At 66.8% G+C, this 19,131-nt stretch carries 14 protein-coding genes and 2 pseudogenes; 11 read left to right on the forward strand and 5 right to left on the reverse strand.

Annotated elements, in window-relative coordinates:
• Positions 1-3: 3 nt before the first annotated feature.
• The 7 genes and pseudogenes from betT (at position 4) to AC1MEQ_RS12180 (ending at position 9,779) form a co-directional block, all read left to right on the forward strand.
• Positions 4-2,274, forward strand: coding sequence for a choline BCCT transporter BetT (betT, locus tag AC1MEQ_RS12150; RefSeq protein ID WP_479791057.1), 2,271 nt, complete (start codon positions 4-6; stop codon positions 2,272-2,274).
• Positions 2,275-2,276: 2 nt separating this feature from the next.
• Positions 2,277-3,794, forward strand: coding sequence for an aldehyde dehydrogenase family protein (locus tag AC1MEQ_RS12155; RefSeq protein WP_479791058.1), 1,518 nt, complete (start codon positions 2,277-2,279; stop codon positions 3,792-3,794).
• Positions 3,795-3,833: 39 nt separating this feature from the next.
• Complete coding sequence (locus AC1MEQ_RS12160; RefSeq protein WP_479791059.1) at positions 3,834-5,429, forward strand: GMC family oxidoreductase; 1,596 nt, start codon at positions 3,834-3,836, stop codon at positions 5,427-5,429.
• A 202-nt stretch (positions 5,430-5,631) separates the two neighbouring features.
• On the forward strand, positions 5,632-6,615 hold the full coding sequence (locus AC1MEQ_RS12165; RefSeq protein ID WP_479796121.1) for a formylglycine-generating enzyme family protein: 984 nt from the start codon (positions 5,632-5,634) through the stop codon (positions 6,613-6,615).
• A gap of 82 nt (positions 6,616-6,697) precedes the next feature.
• Complete coding sequence (gene betC / locus AC1MEQ_RS12170) at positions 6,698-8,233, forward strand: choline-sulfatase (protein ID WP_479791060.1); 1,536 nt, start codon at positions 6,698-6,700, stop codon at positions 8,231-8,233.
• A 154-nt stretch (positions 8,234-8,387) separates the two neighbouring features.
• Positions 8,388-8,558 (forward strand): annotated as a pseudogene (locus AC1MEQ_RS12175) (GMC oxidoreductase); the annotation flags it as partial.
• A gap of 45 nt (positions 8,559-8,603) precedes the next feature.
• Complete coding sequence (locus AC1MEQ_RS12180) at positions 8,604-9,779, forward strand: DUF4232 domain-containing protein (protein ID WP_479791061.1); 1,176 nt, start codon at positions 8,604-8,606, stop codon at positions 9,777-9,779.
• On the opposite strand, the gene AC1MEQ_RS12185 is transcribed toward AC1MEQ_RS12180, so the two are convergent.
• Positions 9,776-10,225, reverse strand: coding sequence for a LapA family protein (locus AC1MEQ_RS12185; RefSeq protein WP_479791062.1), 450 nt, complete (start codon positions 10,223-10,225; stop codon positions 9,776-9,778). The genes AC1MEQ_RS12180 and AC1MEQ_RS12185 overlap by 4 nt on opposite strands.
• Positions 10,226-10,350: 125 nt before the next feature.
• Here AC1MEQ_RS12185 and AC1MEQ_RS12190 point away from each other — a divergent pair, with 125 nt between their 5' ends.
• Positions 10,351-11,409: a Gfo/Idh/MocA family protein gene (locus AC1MEQ_RS12190; RefSeq protein WP_479791063.1), complete on the forward strand. Its 1,059-nt coding sequence runs from the start codon at positions 10,351-10,353 to the stop codon at positions 11,407-11,409.
• Here AC1MEQ_RS12190 and AC1MEQ_RS12195 read toward each other — a convergent pair.
• Genes AC1MEQ_RS12195 through AC1MEQ_RS12205 form a run of 3 tightly spaced genes read right to left on the reverse strand, consistent with a single transcriptional unit; the run spans position 11,406 to position 14,066 of the window.
• Positions 11,406-12,173 carry an amino acid ABC transporter ATP-binding protein gene (locus tag AC1MEQ_RS12195; protein WP_479791064.1) on the reverse strand — a complete coding sequence of 256 codons (768 nt, stop codon included), beginning with the start codon at positions 12,171-12,173 and terminating at the stop codon, positions 11,406-11,408. The genes AC1MEQ_RS12190 and AC1MEQ_RS12195 overlap by 4 nt on opposite strands.
• A complete protein-coding gene (locus AC1MEQ_RS12200; protein WP_479791065.1) occupies positions 12,170-13,153 on the reverse strand; it encodes an amino acid ABC transporter permease in 984 nt (327 codons plus the stop codon). The genes AC1MEQ_RS12195 and AC1MEQ_RS12200 overlap by 4 nt, the downstream gene beginning before the upstream one ends.
• Before the next feature lie 7 nt (positions 13,154-13,160).
• Positions 13,161-14,066, reverse strand: a complete 906-nt coding sequence (locus tag AC1MEQ_RS12205) for an ABC transporter substrate-binding protein (protein ID WP_479791066.1) — start codon at positions 14,064-14,066, stop codon at positions 13,161-13,163.
• A 385-nt stretch (positions 14,067-14,451) separates the two neighbouring features.
• Here AC1MEQ_RS12205 and AC1MEQ_RS12210 point away from each other — a divergent pair, with 385 nt between their 5' ends.
• Positions 14,452-15,708, forward strand: coding sequence for an NAD(P)/FAD-dependent oxidoreductase (locus AC1MEQ_RS12210; protein ID WP_479791067.1), 1,257 nt, complete (start codon positions 14,452-14,454; stop codon positions 15,706-15,708).
• Here the strand turns inward: AC1MEQ_RS12210 and AC1MEQ_RS12215 are convergent.
• A complete protein-coding gene (locus AC1MEQ_RS12215) occupies positions 15,705-16,817 on the reverse strand; it encodes a YihY/virulence factor BrkB family protein (protein WP_479791068.1) in 1,113 nt (370 codons plus the stop codon). The genes AC1MEQ_RS12210 and AC1MEQ_RS12215 overlap by 4 nt on opposite strands.
• A 362-nt stretch (positions 16,818-17,179) precedes the next feature.
• Here AC1MEQ_RS12215 and AC1MEQ_RS12220 point away from each other — a divergent pair, with 362 nt between their 5' ends.
• Positions 17,180-17,719, forward strand: a complete 540-nt coding sequence (locus AC1MEQ_RS12220) for a hypothetical protein (RefSeq protein ID WP_479791069.1) — start codon at positions 17,180-17,182, stop codon at positions 17,717-17,719.
• Positions 17,716-19,104: pseudogene (locus tag AC1MEQ_RS12225) on the forward strand (NtaA/DmoA family FMN-dependent monooxygenase). Before AC1MEQ_RS12220 ends, AC1MEQ_RS12225 begins: the two are co-directional and overlap by 4 nt.
• Positions 19,105-19,131 lie beyond the last annotated feature (27 nt).

The following is a 19,131-nucleotide window of genomic DNA, read 5'->3' on the forward strand; positions in this document are numbered from 1 at the left end:
TGCATGACTTCGAGCAATCCGCCTGAATCAGCAGTCCAACAGTCCGCTCCGGAAACCGGAAAACCGCAGGACCCGGGCCGGAGACCCATCAACAAGGTCGTCTTCTTCGGTGCCGCCGGCGCTGTCCTGGCTATCGCCTTGTGGGCCATCATCGACCAGCCCGGCGCAGACCGGGTCATCGGTGCCGGCGTCGAGTTCGTCGGCAAGACCTTCGGCTGGTGGTACTCGCTGATCGTTGTGGTGGTGCTCGCATTCGTCATCGCGGTGGCCATCAGCAAGGTCGGCAAGACCCGTTTGGGGCCGGATCATTCGCGGCCGACCTTCAACCTGTTCACCTGGACGGCCATGCTGTTCGCTGCGGGCATCGGCATCGACCTGATGTTCTTCTCCGTCTCGGAACCGGTCAGCCAGTTCCTCGCCCCGCCGCGCGGGGACGGCGGTACCGCGGAGGCTGCCCGGCAGGCCATGGTGTGGACGCTGTTCCACTACGGCATCCTCGGCTGGGGCCTCTACGCACTGATGGGCATGGCCCTGGCCTATTTCGCCTACCGCCACAACCTGCCGCTGAGCATCCGCTCAGCACTGTTCCCCATCCTCGGCAAACGGATCCACGGGTGGATGGGCAACGCCGTGGACATCGCCGCGGTCATGGGCACGATCTTCGGCATCGCCACCTCCCTGGGCATTGGCGTGGCCCAGCTGAACTTCGGCCTGGAGTTCATGTTTGGCATCCCGCAAACCAAGGGGACCCAGATCGCCCTGATCGCCTTGGCCGTCATCATGGCCACGATCTCCGTGCTGACAGGCGTCGAGAAGGGCATCCGCCGGCTCTCCGAACTCAACGTCCTGCTGGCGATCTCTTTGATGCTCTTCGTCCTGCTCGGCGGCAAGACCCGGTTCCTGCTCGACGGCATCATCACCAACATTGGTGATTCGCTCTCGAGGTTCCCGTCGATGGCGCTCGATACCTTCGCCTACGATCGGCCCGATGCCTGGCTGAACGGCTGGACGCTGTTCTTCTGGGCCTGGTGGATCGCCTGGGCCCCGTTCGTCGGCCTGTTCCTGGCGCGTATCTCGCGTGGCCGGACGCTGCGCGAATTCGTGGGCGGCGTGCTTGTGGTGCCCTTTGCCTTCATCCTGTTGTGGATCTCGATCTTCGGGAACAGCGCCCTGGACATGGTCATGAGCGGCAACCAGGCCTTCGGAGACGTGGCCATGAACACCCCGGAGCAGGGCTTCTACGCACTGCTCGAGCAATACCCGTTCGTCCCGTTCAGCGCGGCCATCGCCACCTTCACCGGCCTGCTGTTCTACGTCACCAGCGCCGACTCCGGCGCCCTGGTCATGGCAAACTTCACCTCCAACCTCAAGGATCCCGAACAGGACGGGGCGAAGTGGGTGCGCGTCTTCTGGGCAGTGGCCACCGGGCTGCTCACCCTGGCCATGCTGCTGGTCGGCGGCGTGACGACCCTCCAGAACGCCACGGTGATCATGGGCCTGCCGTTCTCGGTGGTGCTCGTGTTCATCATGCTCGGCCTCTACAAGGCCCTGCGCATGGAGAACGCCCTGGCCGGCAGTTTCCGGACGGGACTGCATGGCGTCCTTTCATCCCGCGCCCACGCCGGCGGCGGGGACTCGAGGCGGGGCTGGCGCCAACGCCTGGCCCGTGCGGTCAGCTACCCGGGCAAGCGCTCCGCCCAACGATTCATCACCGAGGTGGCACGTCCGTCGCTCGAGGAGATGCGCGAGGAATTTGCCGGGCAGGGCATTGACGCCACCCTGGACACCGAAACGGTGGAACTGGTCGGCATCGACTCGATCAACCTGGTCGTCCACCACGGTCAGGAGCGTGCCTTCAAGTACCAGATCTTCCCCGTACAGCTGGACGTCCCGACCTACGCGACGGCCTCCGTGAAGGCCGAGAAGTACTACCGCATGGAGGTCTTCTCACTCGAAGGCAGCCACGGCTATGACTTGCTCGGCTGCAGCCGCGAGCAGGTCATCGCCGACGTGCTGGACCAGTACGAGGTCCACTTGGCCTTCCTGCACGAGAACAACGGTGGCCTCGGCGGTAGCAAGATCGCCGAGGACACCGAGGCGATTACCGCCTGGGAAGACGACTTCACCATGGTCAAGGAGGGTGCAGGGCCCGACCACCAACTCGAGTCCGCCGAACCGGCCAGCCCGGCTCCGCCGTCGGGCACCTCCAACGAAACCACCGATCCGACGGATTCCCGCGGGTCAACGAGCAAGCCCGGAACTGAAAAGGAGTAACCATGTCAGCCATCCCGCAGACCACCTACCCGGATACGAACACCCTCTTCATCGACGGTGCCTGGGAACCCGCAGCCTCCGGGGAGACCCGGAAGATCATCTGCCCGGCGGATGGCACCCACGTCTCCACGGTCTCCGAGGCGGGGGCCGCGGATGCCGAACGCGCCATCGCCGCCGCCCGGAAGGCCTTCGACGCCGGCGTCTGGTCCTCGGTGCCCGCTCCGGAACGTGGTGCGTTCCTGCTGAAGGTCGCCGCCCGGCTGCGTGAACGCAAGGAGGAATTTGCCCGCGCCGAAACCGGCGACACCGGCAAGCGGATCCTCGAATCGCGCATCGACATGGACGACATCACCAACTGCTTCGAGTACTTCGGCCGGCTGGCAGGCCATGATGCCGGGCGCATCGTCGACGCGGGGGACAACACCGTCGTCTCGCGGATCGCCTACGAGCCGGTCGGTGTCTGCGGGATGATCACGCCGTGGAACTACCCGCTGCTGCAGGCTGCCTGGAAGATGGCCCCGGCGATCGCCGCCGGTTGCTCGTTCATCCTCAAGCCCGCCGAGCTGACGCCCTCGACCTCGATCCTCATGATGGACGTCTTCGCCGAACTCGGCCTGCCCGCCGGGGTGGCGAACCTGGTCACCGGGGCCGGCGCGACCGCCGGTGCGCCGCTTTCCTCGCACCCCGACGTCGACATGGTCTCCTTCACCGGCGGCCTGGTGACCGGCCGGGTCATTGCCGCCAGCGCCGCGGCGACCGTGAAGAAGGTGGCCCTGGAGCTCGGCGGCAAGAACCCCAATGTCGTCTTCGCGGACGCCGATTTCAACGCCGCCGTTGACAACGCCCTGAATGGCGCGTTCGTGCACTCCGGCCAGGTCTGCTCCGCCGGGGCCCGCCTGGTGGTCCACGAGTCCATCGCCGAACGCTTCGTCGACGAGCTGGTGCGCCGGGCCGAGGACATCCGCATCGGGGGACCCTACGACGAGGCGGCCGAGACCGGCCCGTTGATCTCCGCCGCCCACCTCCAGAAGGTCGATGCCTACGTCAAGCGCGGCGTCGCCGAAGGGGCACGGGTGCGCACCGGCGGCCGCGCGGCCACGGACGACGACGGCCCGGGCCTGGGGCAGGGCCACTACTACCTGCCGACCATCCTCGACCAGGTCACCCGCGGCATGTCGGTCGTCACCGACGAGGCCTTCGGCCCGACGGTGACGGTCGAGACGTTCTCCACCGAGGACGAGGCGGTGGCCATCGCCAACGACACCATCTACGGCCTCGCCGGGGCCGTCTGGACCCACGACGCCGGACGCGCCCAGCGCGTGGCCGGGCGGCTGCGCCACGGCACCATCTGGATCAACGACTTCCACCCCTACCTGCCGCAGGCCGAATGGGGCGGCTACGGCCAGTCCGGCGTCGGCCGCGAGCTCGGGCCGACCGGCCTCGGCGAATACCAGGAGGCCAAGCACATCTACCAGAACACGGCCCCGCAGGTCACCGGCTGGTTCGCCGACCGCGCCTGACCCCCTACCCATCGGATCCTGAGCAAGGAGAGAACTGACATGACAGATTTCGATACGCTGGATGGTTCCAGCTACGACTACATCGTCGTCGGCGGCGGCTCCGCCGGCGCGGCAGTGGCTGCCCGCCTGAGTGAGGACCCCTCTCTCGAGGTGGCCCTGGTGGAGGCGGGCCCCGACGACCGGGGAATCGACGAGATCCTGCAGCTGGACCGCTGGATGGAGCTGCTTGAATCCGGCTACGACTGGGACTACCCGATCGAACCGCAGGAAAACGGCAACTCGTTCATGCGCCACGCCCGCGCCAAGGTGATGGGCGGCTGCTCCAGCCACAACTCCTGCATCGCCTTCTGGGCCCCGCGCGAGGACCTGGATGAATGGGAGTCGAAGTTCGGTGCCACCGGCTGGAACTCCGAGACCGCGTACCGGCTGTACAAGCAGCTGGAGACCAACGAGGATGCGGGCCCGGAAGCACCGCACCACGGCGACTCCGGCCCGGTGCACTTGATGAACGTCCCACCGGCGGACCCCAGCGGCGTGGCCTTGCTCGATGCCGCCGAGCAGGCAGGCATTCCGCGGGTGATGTTCAACAACAACGAAACCGTCACCAACGGGGCGAACTTCTTCCAGATCAACCGGCGGGCCGATGGCACCCGTTCCTCCAGCTCGGTCTCCTACATCCACCCGATCTCCGGGCGGAAGAACTTCCATCTGCTCACGGGCCTGCGGGCCCGGGTGCTGGATTTCGACGACGACAACCGGTGCACCGGGGTTAGCGTCGTGGATAACGCCTTCGGCAAGACCTTCCACCTGAAGGCCCGCCACGAGGTCATCGTCTCCGCCGGGGCCATCGATTCGCCGAAGCTGCTGATGCTCTCCGGCATCGGCCCGGCCGCGCACCTGTCCGAGCACCAGGTACCCGTCCGCGTGGACTCGCCCGGTGTCGGCGAGCACCTGCAGGACCACCCCGAGGGCGTCATCCAGTGGGAGGCCAAGCAGCCGATGGTCACCGAATCGACCCAGTGGTGGGAAATCGGGCTCTTCACGCAGACCACCGATGGGCTGGACCGGCCGGACCTGATGATGCACTACGGGTCGGTGCCGTTCGACATGCACACCCTGCGTCAGGGATACCCGACCACGGAGAACGGCTTCTGCCTGACGCCGAACGTCACGCATGCCCAGTCACGCGGCACCGTGCGGCTGCGAAGCAGCGACTACCGCGACAAGCCCATGGTCGATCCACGCTACTTCACGGACGCGGAAGGCCACGACATGCGGGTCATGGTCGCGGGCATCCGCAAGGCCCGCGAGATCGTCGCCCAGCCGGCCATGGCCGAGTGGGCCGGCCCCGAGCTCTACCCGGGAGTGGAAGCGCAGTCTGACGAGGAGATCGCCGACTACATCCGCCGGACGCACAACACGGTGTACCACCCGGCCGGCAGCGTGCGGATGGGTGCCGCGGAAGACGCCATGTCGCCGCTGGATCCCGAACTACGGGTCAAGGGAGTCACCGGGCTGCGCGTCGCCGATGCCTCGGTCATGCCCGAGCTGGTCACCGTGAACCCGAACATCACCACCATGATGATCGGCGAGCGGTGCGCCGAAATGATTCGTGAATCTCGGCAGTCTGCCTAGCAGGTCGTCGGACCGATGGACCCGTAGCGGACGCTGCTGGCATACCGATACAAAATTCCACGAAGCTTGTAGCGTGATCAAAGTAGTCCGTCGGGGCTCTCGTCTCGGAGCACGTGCAGTAGGGAACCTTTCCCTGAAAAGTCGGGCTTCGACATATGTACCCACCATGCCGACGGACATTCTGAAAGAGGACTCCGAACATATGGAAGCGCCCAAAGACGCACAACCAATCAGCTGTTGTTCGCCAGCACGCCTTGATACAGAATCCAAAGCTGTTGAACGTTGTATGCCATCATCAGGGCTCCCAGCGTCGGAGGATCTTCATGTCGATGTTCAGATCCCCGGGGGACTCTTTCGGATGGGTGATGCCTTCAACGAGGGGTATGGTGCCGATGGTGAAATCCCCGTCCACGAGGTTTCAGTGGATGATTACCGGATAGATGCGACCACGGTAACGAATAAAATGTTCGCATCGTTCGTCGATGACACCGGCTACCAAACTGAGGCCCAGTTTTATGGTTCCTCGGCCGTTTTCCATCTTTCGGCTACAGCGACCCGTCGTGAGATCGTGGGTCCCATCGCAGGAGCCCCATGGTGGCTAAATATTCGCGGCGCCAATTGGTTCCGGCCCACCGGTTCGGGGTCCACCTGGGAGGACATACCTGAGCACCCAGTGGTTCACATCTCGTATCATGACGCTCTTGCCTACTGCAGGTGGTCAAAGCGGCGGCTCCCCACCGAAGCTGAATGGGAATATGCGGCACGGGGAGGACTCGACCAACAGCGCTATCCATGGGGCAACGACCTGGAACCGCAGGGGGAACATGCATGCAACATCTGGCAAGGAAAATTCCCAACAATGAACTCCGAAGAAGACGGGTACCTGGGTACGGCACCGGTCAAGTCGTTCGCGCCGAATGGATTCGGGCTGTGCGAGGTTGCGGGAAACGTATGGGAATGGTGCGCTGACTGGTTCTCGCCCGAATACTATCGAAACTCACCGCGACATGATCCACAGGGGCCCACGAGGGGTGCCAGACGCGTCATGCGCGGGGGGTCGTTTCTATGCCACGACTCATATTGCAACAGATATCGCGTCGCAGCCCGCACTGCAAATACGCCAGATTCGTCCAGCGGAAATTGCGGCTTTCGGACCGCTGCCGTGCCAGAAAGACTCAACGTTTGAGATTTTGACCCCGGAGGCGATTGCCCACGGCCACAATTGCCGATCGAAATTTTCTTGCCCACCTTAACCGAGGGGAATTTCCATGACCCAGAAACGACCGAACATCGTGGTCATCCAAGCTGACCAGATGGCAGCCCAGGCGCTTGGTGCCTACGGCGACAACGCAGCTAAGACTCCGAACATCGACGCATTGGCCGAAAGCGGTGCGGTGTTCGAAAGGGCCTACTGCAATACCCCGTTATGTGCGCCGTCCCGCGCGTCGATGATGGTGGGCGAGCTGCCCTCGGAAATCGGATGCTTTGACAACGGGGATGAGTTCGCGGCCTCCTCGCCGACCTTTGCGCATCGCCTACGGGACGTTGGCTATCACACCGCTTTAATCGGGCGCATGCATTTCATCGGCCCCGACCAGCTGCACGGGTTCGAGGAACGTTTGACGACCGACGTCTACCCTGCAGATCTGGACATGGTTCCGGACTGGACCCGGCCGCTGGAGCAGCGGATGCAGTGGTATCACGATGCTGATGCCGTCTTCAACGCAGGAGTCTCGAAGGCCACTGTGCAACAGGATTTCGACGATGAAGTCGGGTTTCGTGCGATCCGTCATTTGAACGACAGGGTACGGGTAAATCAGGCCGCGGGCGAAGACATTCCATTTCTCATGGTGGCCTCATTCATCCACCCGCACGACCCGTACGAACCACCGCGCGAACACTGGGACCGTTTCGAGGAAGGAACGATCCCGGATCCCAAGAACCCCGCGGTAGCCACTGCCGACCAGGATCCGCATAGTCACCGGTTGAGGGCCATGAGTGGGTTCGACAAGCGTGACCCAAGCATCGATTTGGTACGTAGGGCGCGCCGCGCGTACTACGCGGCAGTCAGCTACATTGATGACCACATAGGTCGAATCCAAGAGCGGCTCAAGGAGCTGGGGCTGGCCGATAACACCGTCATCTTCATTACCAGCGACCACGGCGACATGCTCGGTGAAAAGGGGCTGTGGTTCAAGATGTCACCCTACGAGCAGTCGTCCCGGGTGCCGCTGATCATGCATGGTGCAGAAGAACTGGTGCCGAGGGGGCGATTTGCAAACCCGGTGTGCCTCCTTGATCTCATGCCGACGCTGGTCGAGCTCTCTGGTGCCCCAGAGGCAAGATCAACAGGCATTTCTTTACTGGAATCCATTCGTCGTGAGATATCTGGAGCGGCCACTCCCGAGGACCGGGACGTCTTTATCGAGTACCTGGCGGAAGGCACCTACCGGCCCCAGATCACTCTCGTCCGCGGCCGGTTCAAGTACATCGTGTGCCCTGGAGATCCGGATCAGCTATTCGATCTGAACGACGACCCGGACGAATTGCAGAACCGGGCCGCGGACCACGATTACGCGGACGTGCTCGGGCAGTTGCGCAAGGCGCTCGATGCCCGGTACGACCTTGCCACGCTGGAGTCCGGGGTCCTGGCCAGTCAAAGCAGCCGGCAGCTTGTGGCCCGAGCGCTGCAGCAGGGGCGGGCGCACCACTGGGACTTTGAACCCAGATCCGAGCAGCGCTACGTCCGTGGTGACTTCTGGAATGCCCTTGGCTACGGGACGATACCCGATCCGACAGTGTGATCCAGAAATTGCACCAGCTCAGCCTCGTTCCCCCGCGCGGCCGGTTGCATGAGGGACACCAGGGCATCGGCAGGCCGTGACGATAGAAGCATCCATTCCCGCAGCAAGGTTCTTGCGCAGCGCTCGCACGGCCTTCCTCCAAACTAAATGAGCCGAAGACGAGATGTCGCCGCTGGATCCCGAGCTGCGGGTCAAGGAGGGCACCGGGCTGCGCGTCGCCGACGCCTCGGCCATGCCCGAACTGGTCACCGTGAACCCGAACGCCACCACCATGATGATCGGCGAACGCCGCGCCGGGATGATCCGCCAGATGCACCGGGGCTGATGCGGGGCGCGGCAGCGGTGCCATGCCGTCGGTAGGCTCGGAGGCATGACATCGCCGCGACCAGCCTCCGCACGCCCATCGGTCGCCGTCATCGCGGGGTGGGCCGTCGCCGCGGCGTGGCTGGCCGCCACGTTGGCCAACCATCTCGTGGCCACCGTCGGCACCGGCCCGGTCAAGGCGGGGATCCGGCCACTGCTGCCGGACACGGGGCCGTCCTGGATCGCCACATCCGCAGCCCCGTGGCCAGTGCTGGTTCCCATCGTCGCCGCCCTCGCCATCGGGGCGATCGTGCTGGCCGTCGTTCCGCCGGTGCTGCGCGCCGTGGCCCGGCCCGGGCGCGTTCCGGTCTTCCTGGTGGTGTGGGCGTGCGTCGTGGCCGCCTCGGCCGTGCTCGGATTCCTCTGGGCCGTCGGCGGCATCGTCGTGGACTGGCCACCGGCCCGCCTGGCCTTCCTCGCCCGCGGCATCCAGCCCGAGATCGGGGCCGGGGCCTACTGGGGGTTGGCATGGGGGTGGGCTCCCGCGTGGGCCGCTGCCGCCGTCGGACGTTGGCCGGGTCGGGACCGCTCCGGCAGCCACCGGGCCACCGGGGTCCTGCGGCTGTTGCCGGCCGTGGGCTTCGCCGTCGTTCTGATGGCCGTCCTTCCGCTGGCATCGGACGCCCACCGCGCCCCCGCGCCACAGCTACCGGCCGCGGAGCCGGCAACCGCCCCGATCCCCATCGGCCAGCCCACCGTTTCCTACGCCATCGAGGATGGCGCGCCGGGTTCGGCCCATCCGGCCGGAGGGACCTGGTGCGCCGGAAACGACGTGCGCACGGAGCTCGGCACGGGCGACGCGGCCACCGGCCACCGTGCCCAGCAGCTGCGCACCACGAACACCTCGGAGAAGCCGTGCCGGCTGGGCGGCTACCCGGATGTGGCCTTCGACGATCCGGCCGGCAACGCGATGAACGTGCTGTTCTACCGGGGCGGGTCGTTCATGACCACTGACCAGGGACCCACCGCAGTGGTGCTGCGGCCCGGGGAGACTGCGACGGCGATGCTGGGCTGGAACGCGATGGCCGCCGCAGGGGACACCACCGCCGGGACGATCCTCATCGCCCCGTACGCCGGCACCGAACGGACACGGCTCACCGCAGGACTCGACGCGGATGGCCCGGGGCTGGACATCCTCGACGGCAGCGCCGTCGCGATCACCGCCTGGGCGGCCGACCGCTAGCGCTTCTTCGGTGCCTTCGGCTTCACCTTGCCCTTGCGGGCGATGGAGCGCAGCTGGATGATCCGCGCGGCCCCGGCGATCGCCACGACGATGCCGCCACCCACAGCGGCGACGAACAACGCCAGGCCCAGCTGGACCGTGCCCTTGAGGCCGAAGTACTGCAGGGCCACCGTGTTGGTGTTCTGGGCGATGAAGATGATCAAGAGGACCAGCAGCACGAGCGCCAACACCGTGGCCGTCCACATGACGCCGCTGCGGGTTACCCGCATCGGATCCTCGGTCGAATTCGGTGGCGTCCCTGCAGGTCGTCCGCCGCCGGTCACGGCGCCACCGCCGGCGGTCTCTGCGCCGGGACGCCCGGCCACGGCCCCGCCGACGAGGTCGCCCTCGGCGGGGTCGCGCGGGTCCTGGTGCGGCGTCGGGTTCTGCTGCGGGTTCTTCGACATGTGGGTGCCTTTCCTCGACATGTGGTGGCCAGGCCACCGGGCTCTGGGCAACAGCATACGGTCCACAGCCAGTCGGGGCAGCCGGATTGGTAGGGTTTGGCTGTATCCGCCCCGAAGGAGCCGTCGTGAACCAGCGCCCCGCATTGCGCACCGCAGTCATCGGATTCGGCCTGTCCGGCCGGGTCTTCCACACCCCGCTCATCGCCGCGGACCCCGCTTACTCACTGGACGCCATCGTCACCGGTAACCCCGAGCGCGCCGCCCGGGCCGCCGCCCTGCACCCCGCGGCGGCGATCCTGCCCGACGCCGATGCCCTGCTGGCGCGCGCACACGACTTCGACGTCGTGGTCATCGGCACCCCGCCGGCCACCCACGCCGACCTGGCGTTGGCCGCCATCGGCCACGGCCTGCACGTGGTGATCGACAAGCCCTTCGCCACCAGCAGCAGCGCTGGCCGCGAGGTCGCCGACGCGGCCCGGGCGGCCGGCGTCTTGCTCTCCGTGTTCCAGAACCGCAGGTGGGACGCCGATTTCCTGACCGTCGCACGGCTTGTCGCCGACGGTTCGCTGGGCAGGGTGCACACGTTCGAGTCGAGGTTCGAGCGGTGGAAACCCGCGGGCCTGCGGGAATGGAAGGACACCGCGGGCATCGCCGGGGGTGGGGGCATCCTGTTCGACCTGGGCACCCACGTCATCGACCAGGCGCTGGCGCTCTTCGGGCCGGCCGCTTCCGTCTACGGGGAAACCCGCCGGCACAGCGGCGGGGGATCGGACGCAGACGAGGACGCGTTCGTCGCCATCCGCCACGCGTCCGGTGTGGATTCGCATTTGTCCCTCGGCCTGCACTTCGCCGTCCCCGCGCCGCGCTTCCGCGTGTTGGGAACCGAGGCCGGCTACGAGGTGTGGGGCACGGACGGGCAGGAAGCGGCGCTCGATGGCGGGGCCTCACCCGGCGATCCCGGTTACGGGGAGGTGCCCGAGGACCAGTGGGGACACCTCGGGGTGCCCGGTGCCCTCGAACCGGTGCCCGCCGCGGCGGGGGACTACCCGGCGTTCTACCGCGGGTTTGCCGCCGCCGTGCACGGCAAGGGGCCGGCCCCGGTGGACCCGGCCGAGGCCATCGCCACGCTGGAGATCATCGAGCAGGTCCACCGGGCGAACCGCACCCGCGCAACATCCGGTTAGAGCACCTTGGAGAGGAAGGCCTTCGTCCGGTCGTGTGCGGGCGCCGTGAGCACTTGACGGGGGTCGCCGGACTCGACGACGACGCCGTCGTCCATGAAGACCAGGGAGTCGGCCACCTCGCGGGCGAAGCCCATTTCATGCGTGACCACGATCATGGTCATCCCGCTGGCGGCCAGCTCCTTCATCACCTCCAGGACTTCGCCGACCAGTTCCGGATCCAGCGCACTGGTGGGCTCGTCGAAGAGCATCAGCTTGGGGTCCATGGCCAATGCCCGGGCGATGGCGACGCGCTGTTGCTGTCCGCCGGAAAGATGTGCCGGAAAGTGGTCCCCCTTGTCGCCGAGCCCGACACGTTCCAGCAGTTCGTTGGCTCGCTTGGTCGCGGCGGTCTTGGAGAGCCGCTTAACCCGCATAGGTGCCTGGATGATGTTCTCCAGCGCCGTGAGATGGGGAAAGAGGTTGAACCGCTGGAAGACCATGCCGATCTCCCGCCGTTGAAAGGCCGCTTCCTTGGGGCGGAGCTCATAGAGCTTTTCACCCTTCTCCCGGTAACCCACCAATTGCCCCTGCACGGAAAGTCGACCTGCGTCGACGCGCTCCAGGTGGTTGATGCAGCGCAAGAACGTGGATTTTCCCGAACCGCTGGGCCCGACGATGCACAGGACCTCCCCGGTGTTCACCGTGAGGCTGATGCTGCGCAGAACCTGGTTGCTGCCGAAACTCTTGGACACGCGATCGGCGTGCACCATGGCGGTGGAATTCATCCCTTTCCTCCTACGTCGTTGCCGATTGGCGCGGTGGTGGCGGCCGCGACTCCCGGCGGAACCGGCCCCTGTGTGTCCTTGCGCCGGCCCGTTCCCCGGGAGTATCGCTTTTCGATGAAGTGCTGCCCGATCATCAGGAGTGAGGTGAACAGCAGATACCAGATGGAGGCGACGATCAGCAGGGGAACCGGGGTGAACGTGACCGCCGAAATACCCCGGGAGACCCCGTACAAGTCGATGCTCAGCGGAATCGCTGCCACCAGGGACGTGGTCTTCAGCATGGAGATCACCTCGTTGCCGGTGGGTGGGATGATGATCTTCATGGCCTGGGGGACCACGATGTGGCGCATGGTCTGGCCCCATGACATGGCCAGGGCCTTCGATGCCTCTTCCTGCCCCTCGTCGACGGAGAGCAATCCGGCGCGCACGATCTCCGACATGTAGGCCGCTTCGTTCAGGGCCAGGCCGATGATCGCGGTGATGAACAGATTGGTGAAGATGTCGTTGGGCACCGTGAACCAGGGGTCCATGAACGGGATGCCGAAGGTGAAGACCGGGTAGATCAGGGCAACGATGCCCCAGAACACCAACTGCACATACACCGGCGTGCCGCGGAAAATCCACAGGTACAGCCAGGCAACGCTCTTGACCACGGGGTTCGGGGAGAGCCGCATGATGGCGAGCAGCAGTCCCAGCGAGATCGCGATGACCATGGAATACACGGTGAGTTGCAAGGTGACCAGGGCGGCCGCGCTGATGCGCCGGTCGAAGAGGTATTTGCCGACGTCGGCCCACCCGTAGTCCTCGCGTTGGGCCGCATCGATCACGAAGATGGCCAGCCCCAGGACCAGGACGACGGCGACGAACATGCGCCAGGGATGGCGCAGGGGTATTGCCCGGATGGCCTCGCCCTCGGACAGATCCGAGGGGGCGGCCGGCACCGTGGGGGCCGGGTCTGCCGCCACGGGGTCGGGGGTCACCCCCGGCCTACTTGTCCGCGGCGACGTTGAGGGCGGCCTTGTCGACCCCGCCGCTCTCGACGCCCCACTGGGAGAGGATCCTGGTGTAGGTCCCATCGTCGATCAGCGCCTGGAGCGCTTTCTGCAGCACTGGGGTGAAGGCACTGTCCTTGGCGACGGGGATGCCGTACGGGGCCACCTCGAAGGCGTCGCCCGCGGTCTGGAGCTTCTCCTTGGTCTTCGAGATCGCATACAGGGTCACGGGCGAGTCGGCGCTCATGGCATCGACTTGTCCGATGACCAGCGCATTGGTCGCCTGGTCCTGCGCGTCGTACTTGAAGATCTCGATTGGCTTCTTGCCCGCCTTCACGCAGGCCTTCGACTTGGCCGGCACCTCGTGGGTGTCCTCGTAGGTGGTGGCCTGGACGGCAACTTTCAACCCGCAGGCATTATGCGGATCCACCGTCTTGCCGACCGGCGACGCCCACTGGATGCCGGCGGAGTAGTAGTTCACGAAGTCTGCCTGCTTCTCCCGTTCGAGCGTATCGGTGAAGGAGGACATGCCCATGTCGTCCTTGCCGGCATTGACGGCGGGCAGGATGTTGTCGAAGGTTCCGATATCGAAGTTCACTTTCAGGCCCAACGAAGCACCAATGGCGTTCGTCAGGTCAACGGACCAGCCGGCCGGTTCCCCGTTGCCGTCCTTGAACTCATTCGGTGGATAGTTGTTGGCCATTCCCACATTCAGTACGCCGGCCTTCTGCATCTTCTCCGGCAGCAACGCGGCCAGTTCGTCGTTCTTCTTCACGGCCACCTCCGTGGAGGTGCCGTCGGCGGCCCCCGTCGGGGCATCGGAGGCACTGTTGTCCACACAGCCTGTCAGCAGGAGGATCGCGGCGGCGGTCAGGGCGGGGAAGGCAAATCGGGTTCTCATGGTGTGTCCTCGGCGTGGAAGGACCCGCTTCATCGTTGAACGCGGGCACAGCAGGAACTGCGGGAGGTGCTGGTGATGTTGACCCGTCGGCCCGGCACATGCGGCAGCGGTGGTTGCGAACGGGGGCGTAGGGAGTCGGGAGCGGCAGTGTGTCGTTCCAACCCGGTGGTCGACCCGGAGGGTCCGAGCTCTGTGGCCGCGTACGTGGCGTTCCGGTTGACGTGGGGTCCCATAGCCCAGGACCCCATGATGGGGGGATGCGCCTCTGGGCTCATGCTACGCTGCGGCCGGCTGATACCGGCCAGCCGAGACCAGATCGGAGTGTCTGCACTCATCCTCGGTACGCTTGCAGTGGCGGATGGCGCCGGAGATGAGGATTGATGCGATGACTGATGCTGGTTCCCCTGAACCGATTCCTGCGGCGGCTCCCGGCCCCGAAACATCGGTTCTGGTCATCGGCGGCGGCCTGGCCGGCTTCTCCACCGCCCGGCAGCTGCGCGCACTCGGCCACACCGGGGACATCCGGATCGTGGACCCCGACGGACTGCCCTACGACCGCCCCCCGCTGAGCAAGGCCTACCTGCTGGGGCACACGGACCAGGCGGGCCTGCTGTTGGCCGATGCCGCCTGGTGTGCCGAACACGATGTCGAGATCACCACCAGTTCCGTGGTGGCCCTGCACCCCGACGCCGGTGCGGCGGAGCTGGCCGACGGGACGGTACTGCATGCCGATGTCCTGGTGCTGGCCACCGGCGGGACCGCCCGACGGCTGCCGATCCCCGGCGGCGACCTGGACACCGTGCTGGAACTGCGCACCCGCGCCGACGCGGACCGGCTCCGCGCGGTGCTGCGGCCCGGTTTGCGGCTGGCGGTCATCGGGGCCGGCCTGATCGGCGCCGAAACCGCCTCGGCAGCCCGGGAACTGGGGGCCGACGTCGTCCTCATCGACCCCATGGACCCGCCACTGGTGCCCGCCGTGGGTCCCGAACTGGCACGCCGCCTCCACGGCATGCACGCCGACCGCGGACTGGAGGTGGTCACGGGCGTCCCCGTCTCGATCACCCGCGGCGACGGCACGCACACCATCACGCTCGAGGACGGGCGGGAAATCACCGCCGATGCCGTCCTGGTCGGGGTCGGCATCGCCGCCAACACGGCGCTGGCCGAGGCCGCCGGCCTGGAAGCGGACGCCGGGATCGTCGTCGATGACCACCAGCGCACCAGCCATCCGCGCGTCTACGCCGTGGGTGACGCCGCACGGATCCGTGCCGGCGACGGCACCCTCCAACGCAGGGCCGAACACTGGGAGAGTGCGATGAACTCCGGCCATACGGCGGCCGCCGCCATCGCCGGCGTCGGGCTTCCCGCCCACGGTGCCAGCTGGTTCTGGTCCGACCGCCACGGCGTGCACGTCGAGGGTGTCGGCTCGATGACGGCACCGGGCGCCACCGTCATCCGGGAGATCGACGGAGCCCCGGCCATCGCCTTCCGTGTGGACGACGACGGCCACCTCCTCGGATGCGCCGCGATCGACGGCGGGCTCGCGGTCCGGGCGGCACGGCGGATCATCGACCGGCGGATCCGCGTGGACCCCGCCCAGCTGGCCGATCCGGCGGTGAACCTGAAGAAGCTGGCCCGCTAACCGCGGCCGGTGCCATCGCCGCGGTCGTCGCGTTCGGCTTCCTGCCGGAGTTCGCGTCCCTGTTCGATGTCGCGCTCCTCTTGAAGTGCGAGCTTGTCGCTGGCCTTGGTGTCGCGGGGAGGCAGCTGCAGCGAAGCCTCGGCGGCGATGCCACCTTGCAGTTGCCGCCCGCGTTCGAGTTCGGCATCGAACTCGGCGCCGAGCAGCAGCGAGAGGTTCGCGATCCAGATCCACAGCAGCATGACGATCACGCCGCCGATGGCCCCGTAGGTCTTGTTGTAGTTCGAGAAGTTGCTGATGTAGAAGAAGAACCCCAGGGTGGCCAGGGCGAGGACGATCAGCGCCACCAGCGATCCCAGGCTCATCCACCGGAACCTGGGCTGCTTGACGTTGGGCGTCCCGTAGTAGAGGACGGCGATGAGCACGACGGCGAAGACCACCAGCACCGGCCATTTGGCGATGTTCCAGATCGTCACCGCCGTCCCGCCCAGCCCCACGGCGTCGCCGACGGTCTGCGCGATGGGCCCCGAAACCACCAGCAGGCCCGCCATGACCACGGCGAGCAGGAGCATGACGAGCGTGACGAGGAGCATCAGCGGGCGCAGCTTGTAGAACGGACGTCCCTCCTCGACCCCGTAGATGCGGTTCATGGCCCGGCCGAACGCCCCGACATAGCCGGATGCCGACCACAGGGCGCCCAACAGGCCAGCGATCAGCGCGAAGCCGGCGGACGGCGCGCTGGCCAGCTGCTCGATCGGCTGGCGCAGGACCTTGGCGACTTCCGGGCTCGCGAAGCCCTCGATCGCCTGCATCATCGTCTGGGTGGTCGATTCCGCCTGGCCCACGACGCCGAGCAGCGATACGAGCGCCAGCAGTGCGGGGAAGATCGAAAGCACGGCGTAGTAGGTCAGTGACGCGGCCAGGTCGGTGCACTTGTCGCGGGAGAACTCCCGGATCGTGCGCTTGAGCACGTACTTCCATGAACTCCCGGTCAGGTCCGACGGCGCCGTCGGCTTACGGGCGTCGTCGGGGTCCGGGGCGGTCTCCGACGTGGTCGCCTTGCCGCGGGCGGCCCGGTAGTCCGGACCTGCGTGATCTTGGTGGGACATGGGAACCCTCCACTAGGTCTAGGAACGGTGGCTGTCCTTCGTCCAGTGAAAGTCAAGCATGCAGCCGGCCGCGCAACAACCATCCGGGTCGCCGTGGTCGCGCCCGGTTGACAACGAGCAGGTAGCCGGATTGGCCCCCACCCGTCAAGGATGAGTCCGGACATGACGTCCCGCGACAGGGCGCGGCGCGGGCGAAGGCCGTGAGACGGCCGGAACGGGGGGCAAACGCGCGTCATATGACCCGAAACGACGTCGGTTTCCAGCACATGACGGCGCCCTTGAGCCCCGGGCCGCACATGGCTTCCAATCGATGCACGGCACCCATCGATCCCCGGTGGGGCCGCCAACCTCGAGGAGCATCCGTGGAAAACCGCCAGCCGGCGTTCGAGGCACCACCCCGTCTGAGTCCCGGAAGCAGACCCCGACCCGTAGCCGGGATGCCGCGCCGTTTCCGGGGGTTGGCCACCCTTTTGATGGTGCCCGCGCTCGCCCTGAAGGAGGTCATCGGCCGCCTCTCGAGCTCGGTCTCCGCCATCGACGCGGTGCTCGACGGTGTGGGCGAGCGGATCGAGGCCGCGGCCACCCGGCAGAAAGGAGGCCAGCTGGACGAGGCCGCAACCCAGGAGCTCGACGCGGCCGTTTCCGAGGCCCAGGTCTTCGTCGTGGAGCATACGTTGGCCGTCACCAACCAGCTGTTCGAGGTCGGCGGCGCCTCCGCCGTCTCCCAGGGGCGCGGCCTGGACCGCCACTGGCGCAACGCCCGCGTCCTGGGCCAGCACAACCCCGTCATCTACCGTGCGCGGGAGGTCGGCCAGCACCTGCTCACCGGCGACCAGCGCACCACCGCCATCTACGTCGGCACCCCGGCCCCGGCCGCCGCCCCCGAAGGAGACACCGCATGACCACGCCCCTGCTCTTCAACGCCTTCCTCATGAATACCGCCTCGCACATCCACCATGGCTAGTGGCGGCACCCGGAGGCCCGCCAGCACGAGTTCAACGACCTCTCCCTCTGGACGGACCTGGCCCGGACGCTCGAGGAGGGGCTGTTCGACGCGATGTTCTTCGCCGACGTCACCGGGCTCTATGGCCCGGCCGGCGGGCAGTACGCCGACAATGTCACCGAAGGTCTGCAGATCCCCTCGAACGACCCCGCAGTGCTGCTCGGGGCCCTGGCGGCCGTCACGAAGGACATCGGACTGGCCTACACCTCCAACGTCATGCAGAACCACCCGTTCAACTTCGCCCGCCAGGTCTCCACGCTGGACCACCTCTCCCGCGGCCGGGTCGCGTGGAACATCGTGACCAGCACACAGGAGAATGCGGCCCGGAACTTCGGGCTTCCTTCGCTGGTGGAGCACGATGCCCGGTACGACTGGGCCGACGAGTACCTGGACGTCGCCTACAAGCTGTGGGAGGGATCCTGGGACGAGGATGCCGTCCTGGTCGACAAGGCCGGCGGCCGGCACGCGGACCCGTCGCGCATCCACAAGATCCACCACGTGGGCCCGCGCTACTCGGTGGAGGGCCCCCATCTGCCGGCCCCGTCACCGCAGCGCACGCCGCTGCTCTTCCAAGCCGGCGGCTCCGAACGCGGCATCGGCTTCGCCGCGAAGCACGCCGAGGCCGTCTTCATCGGCCCGCCGGACCCCGAGGGGGCGCGGAAGCACATCGAGATCGCGCAGGCCGCCGCCCTAGCTGCCGGGCGTCGCCGCGAGGACATCAAGTTCTTCCAGGGGCTGAGCTTCATCGTGGGGGCCACCCACGCCGAGGTTGCCCGCCGGCGCGCCGATTTCGAGGAGTATTCATCGGTCACCGGCTACCTCACCCATTCCTCGCTGGGCATCCTTCCGGACGGATCGCGGCTGCCCGAGGACACCGAATTGCGCGATATCCCGAACAATGGTGGGCAGGGCTTCGTGGACTGGCTGCGCCGCGCGCATCCGGACCGGGAGCCGACCCTGGCCGATCTTGCCCGGAACCGGATCCAACGCGGCATCGTCGCCGGCACGCCGGACGAGATCGCCGACCAGCTGGCGCACTGGCAGCAGGCGGGCATCGATGGGGTCAACGTCATCAACTGGCGCCTGCCCGGCAGCTACCTCGAGTTCAACGAACGGATCCTGCCCACGCTGCAACGCCGGGGGCTGGCCAAGACCGCGTACTCGCCGGGGACGCTGCGCCGCAAGATCTTCGGCCACGACCGGCTGTCGGAGAACCACCCGGGCGCCCGGTACCGGGGAGCCTTCAGCGCCGAAGGGGACCGGGTGGGTGCCGCGATCGGCTGAACTGCGGGTCAAGCTGTGCCGGAGTAC

Source organism: Arthrobacter sp. ASL1 (assembly GCF_056680475.1).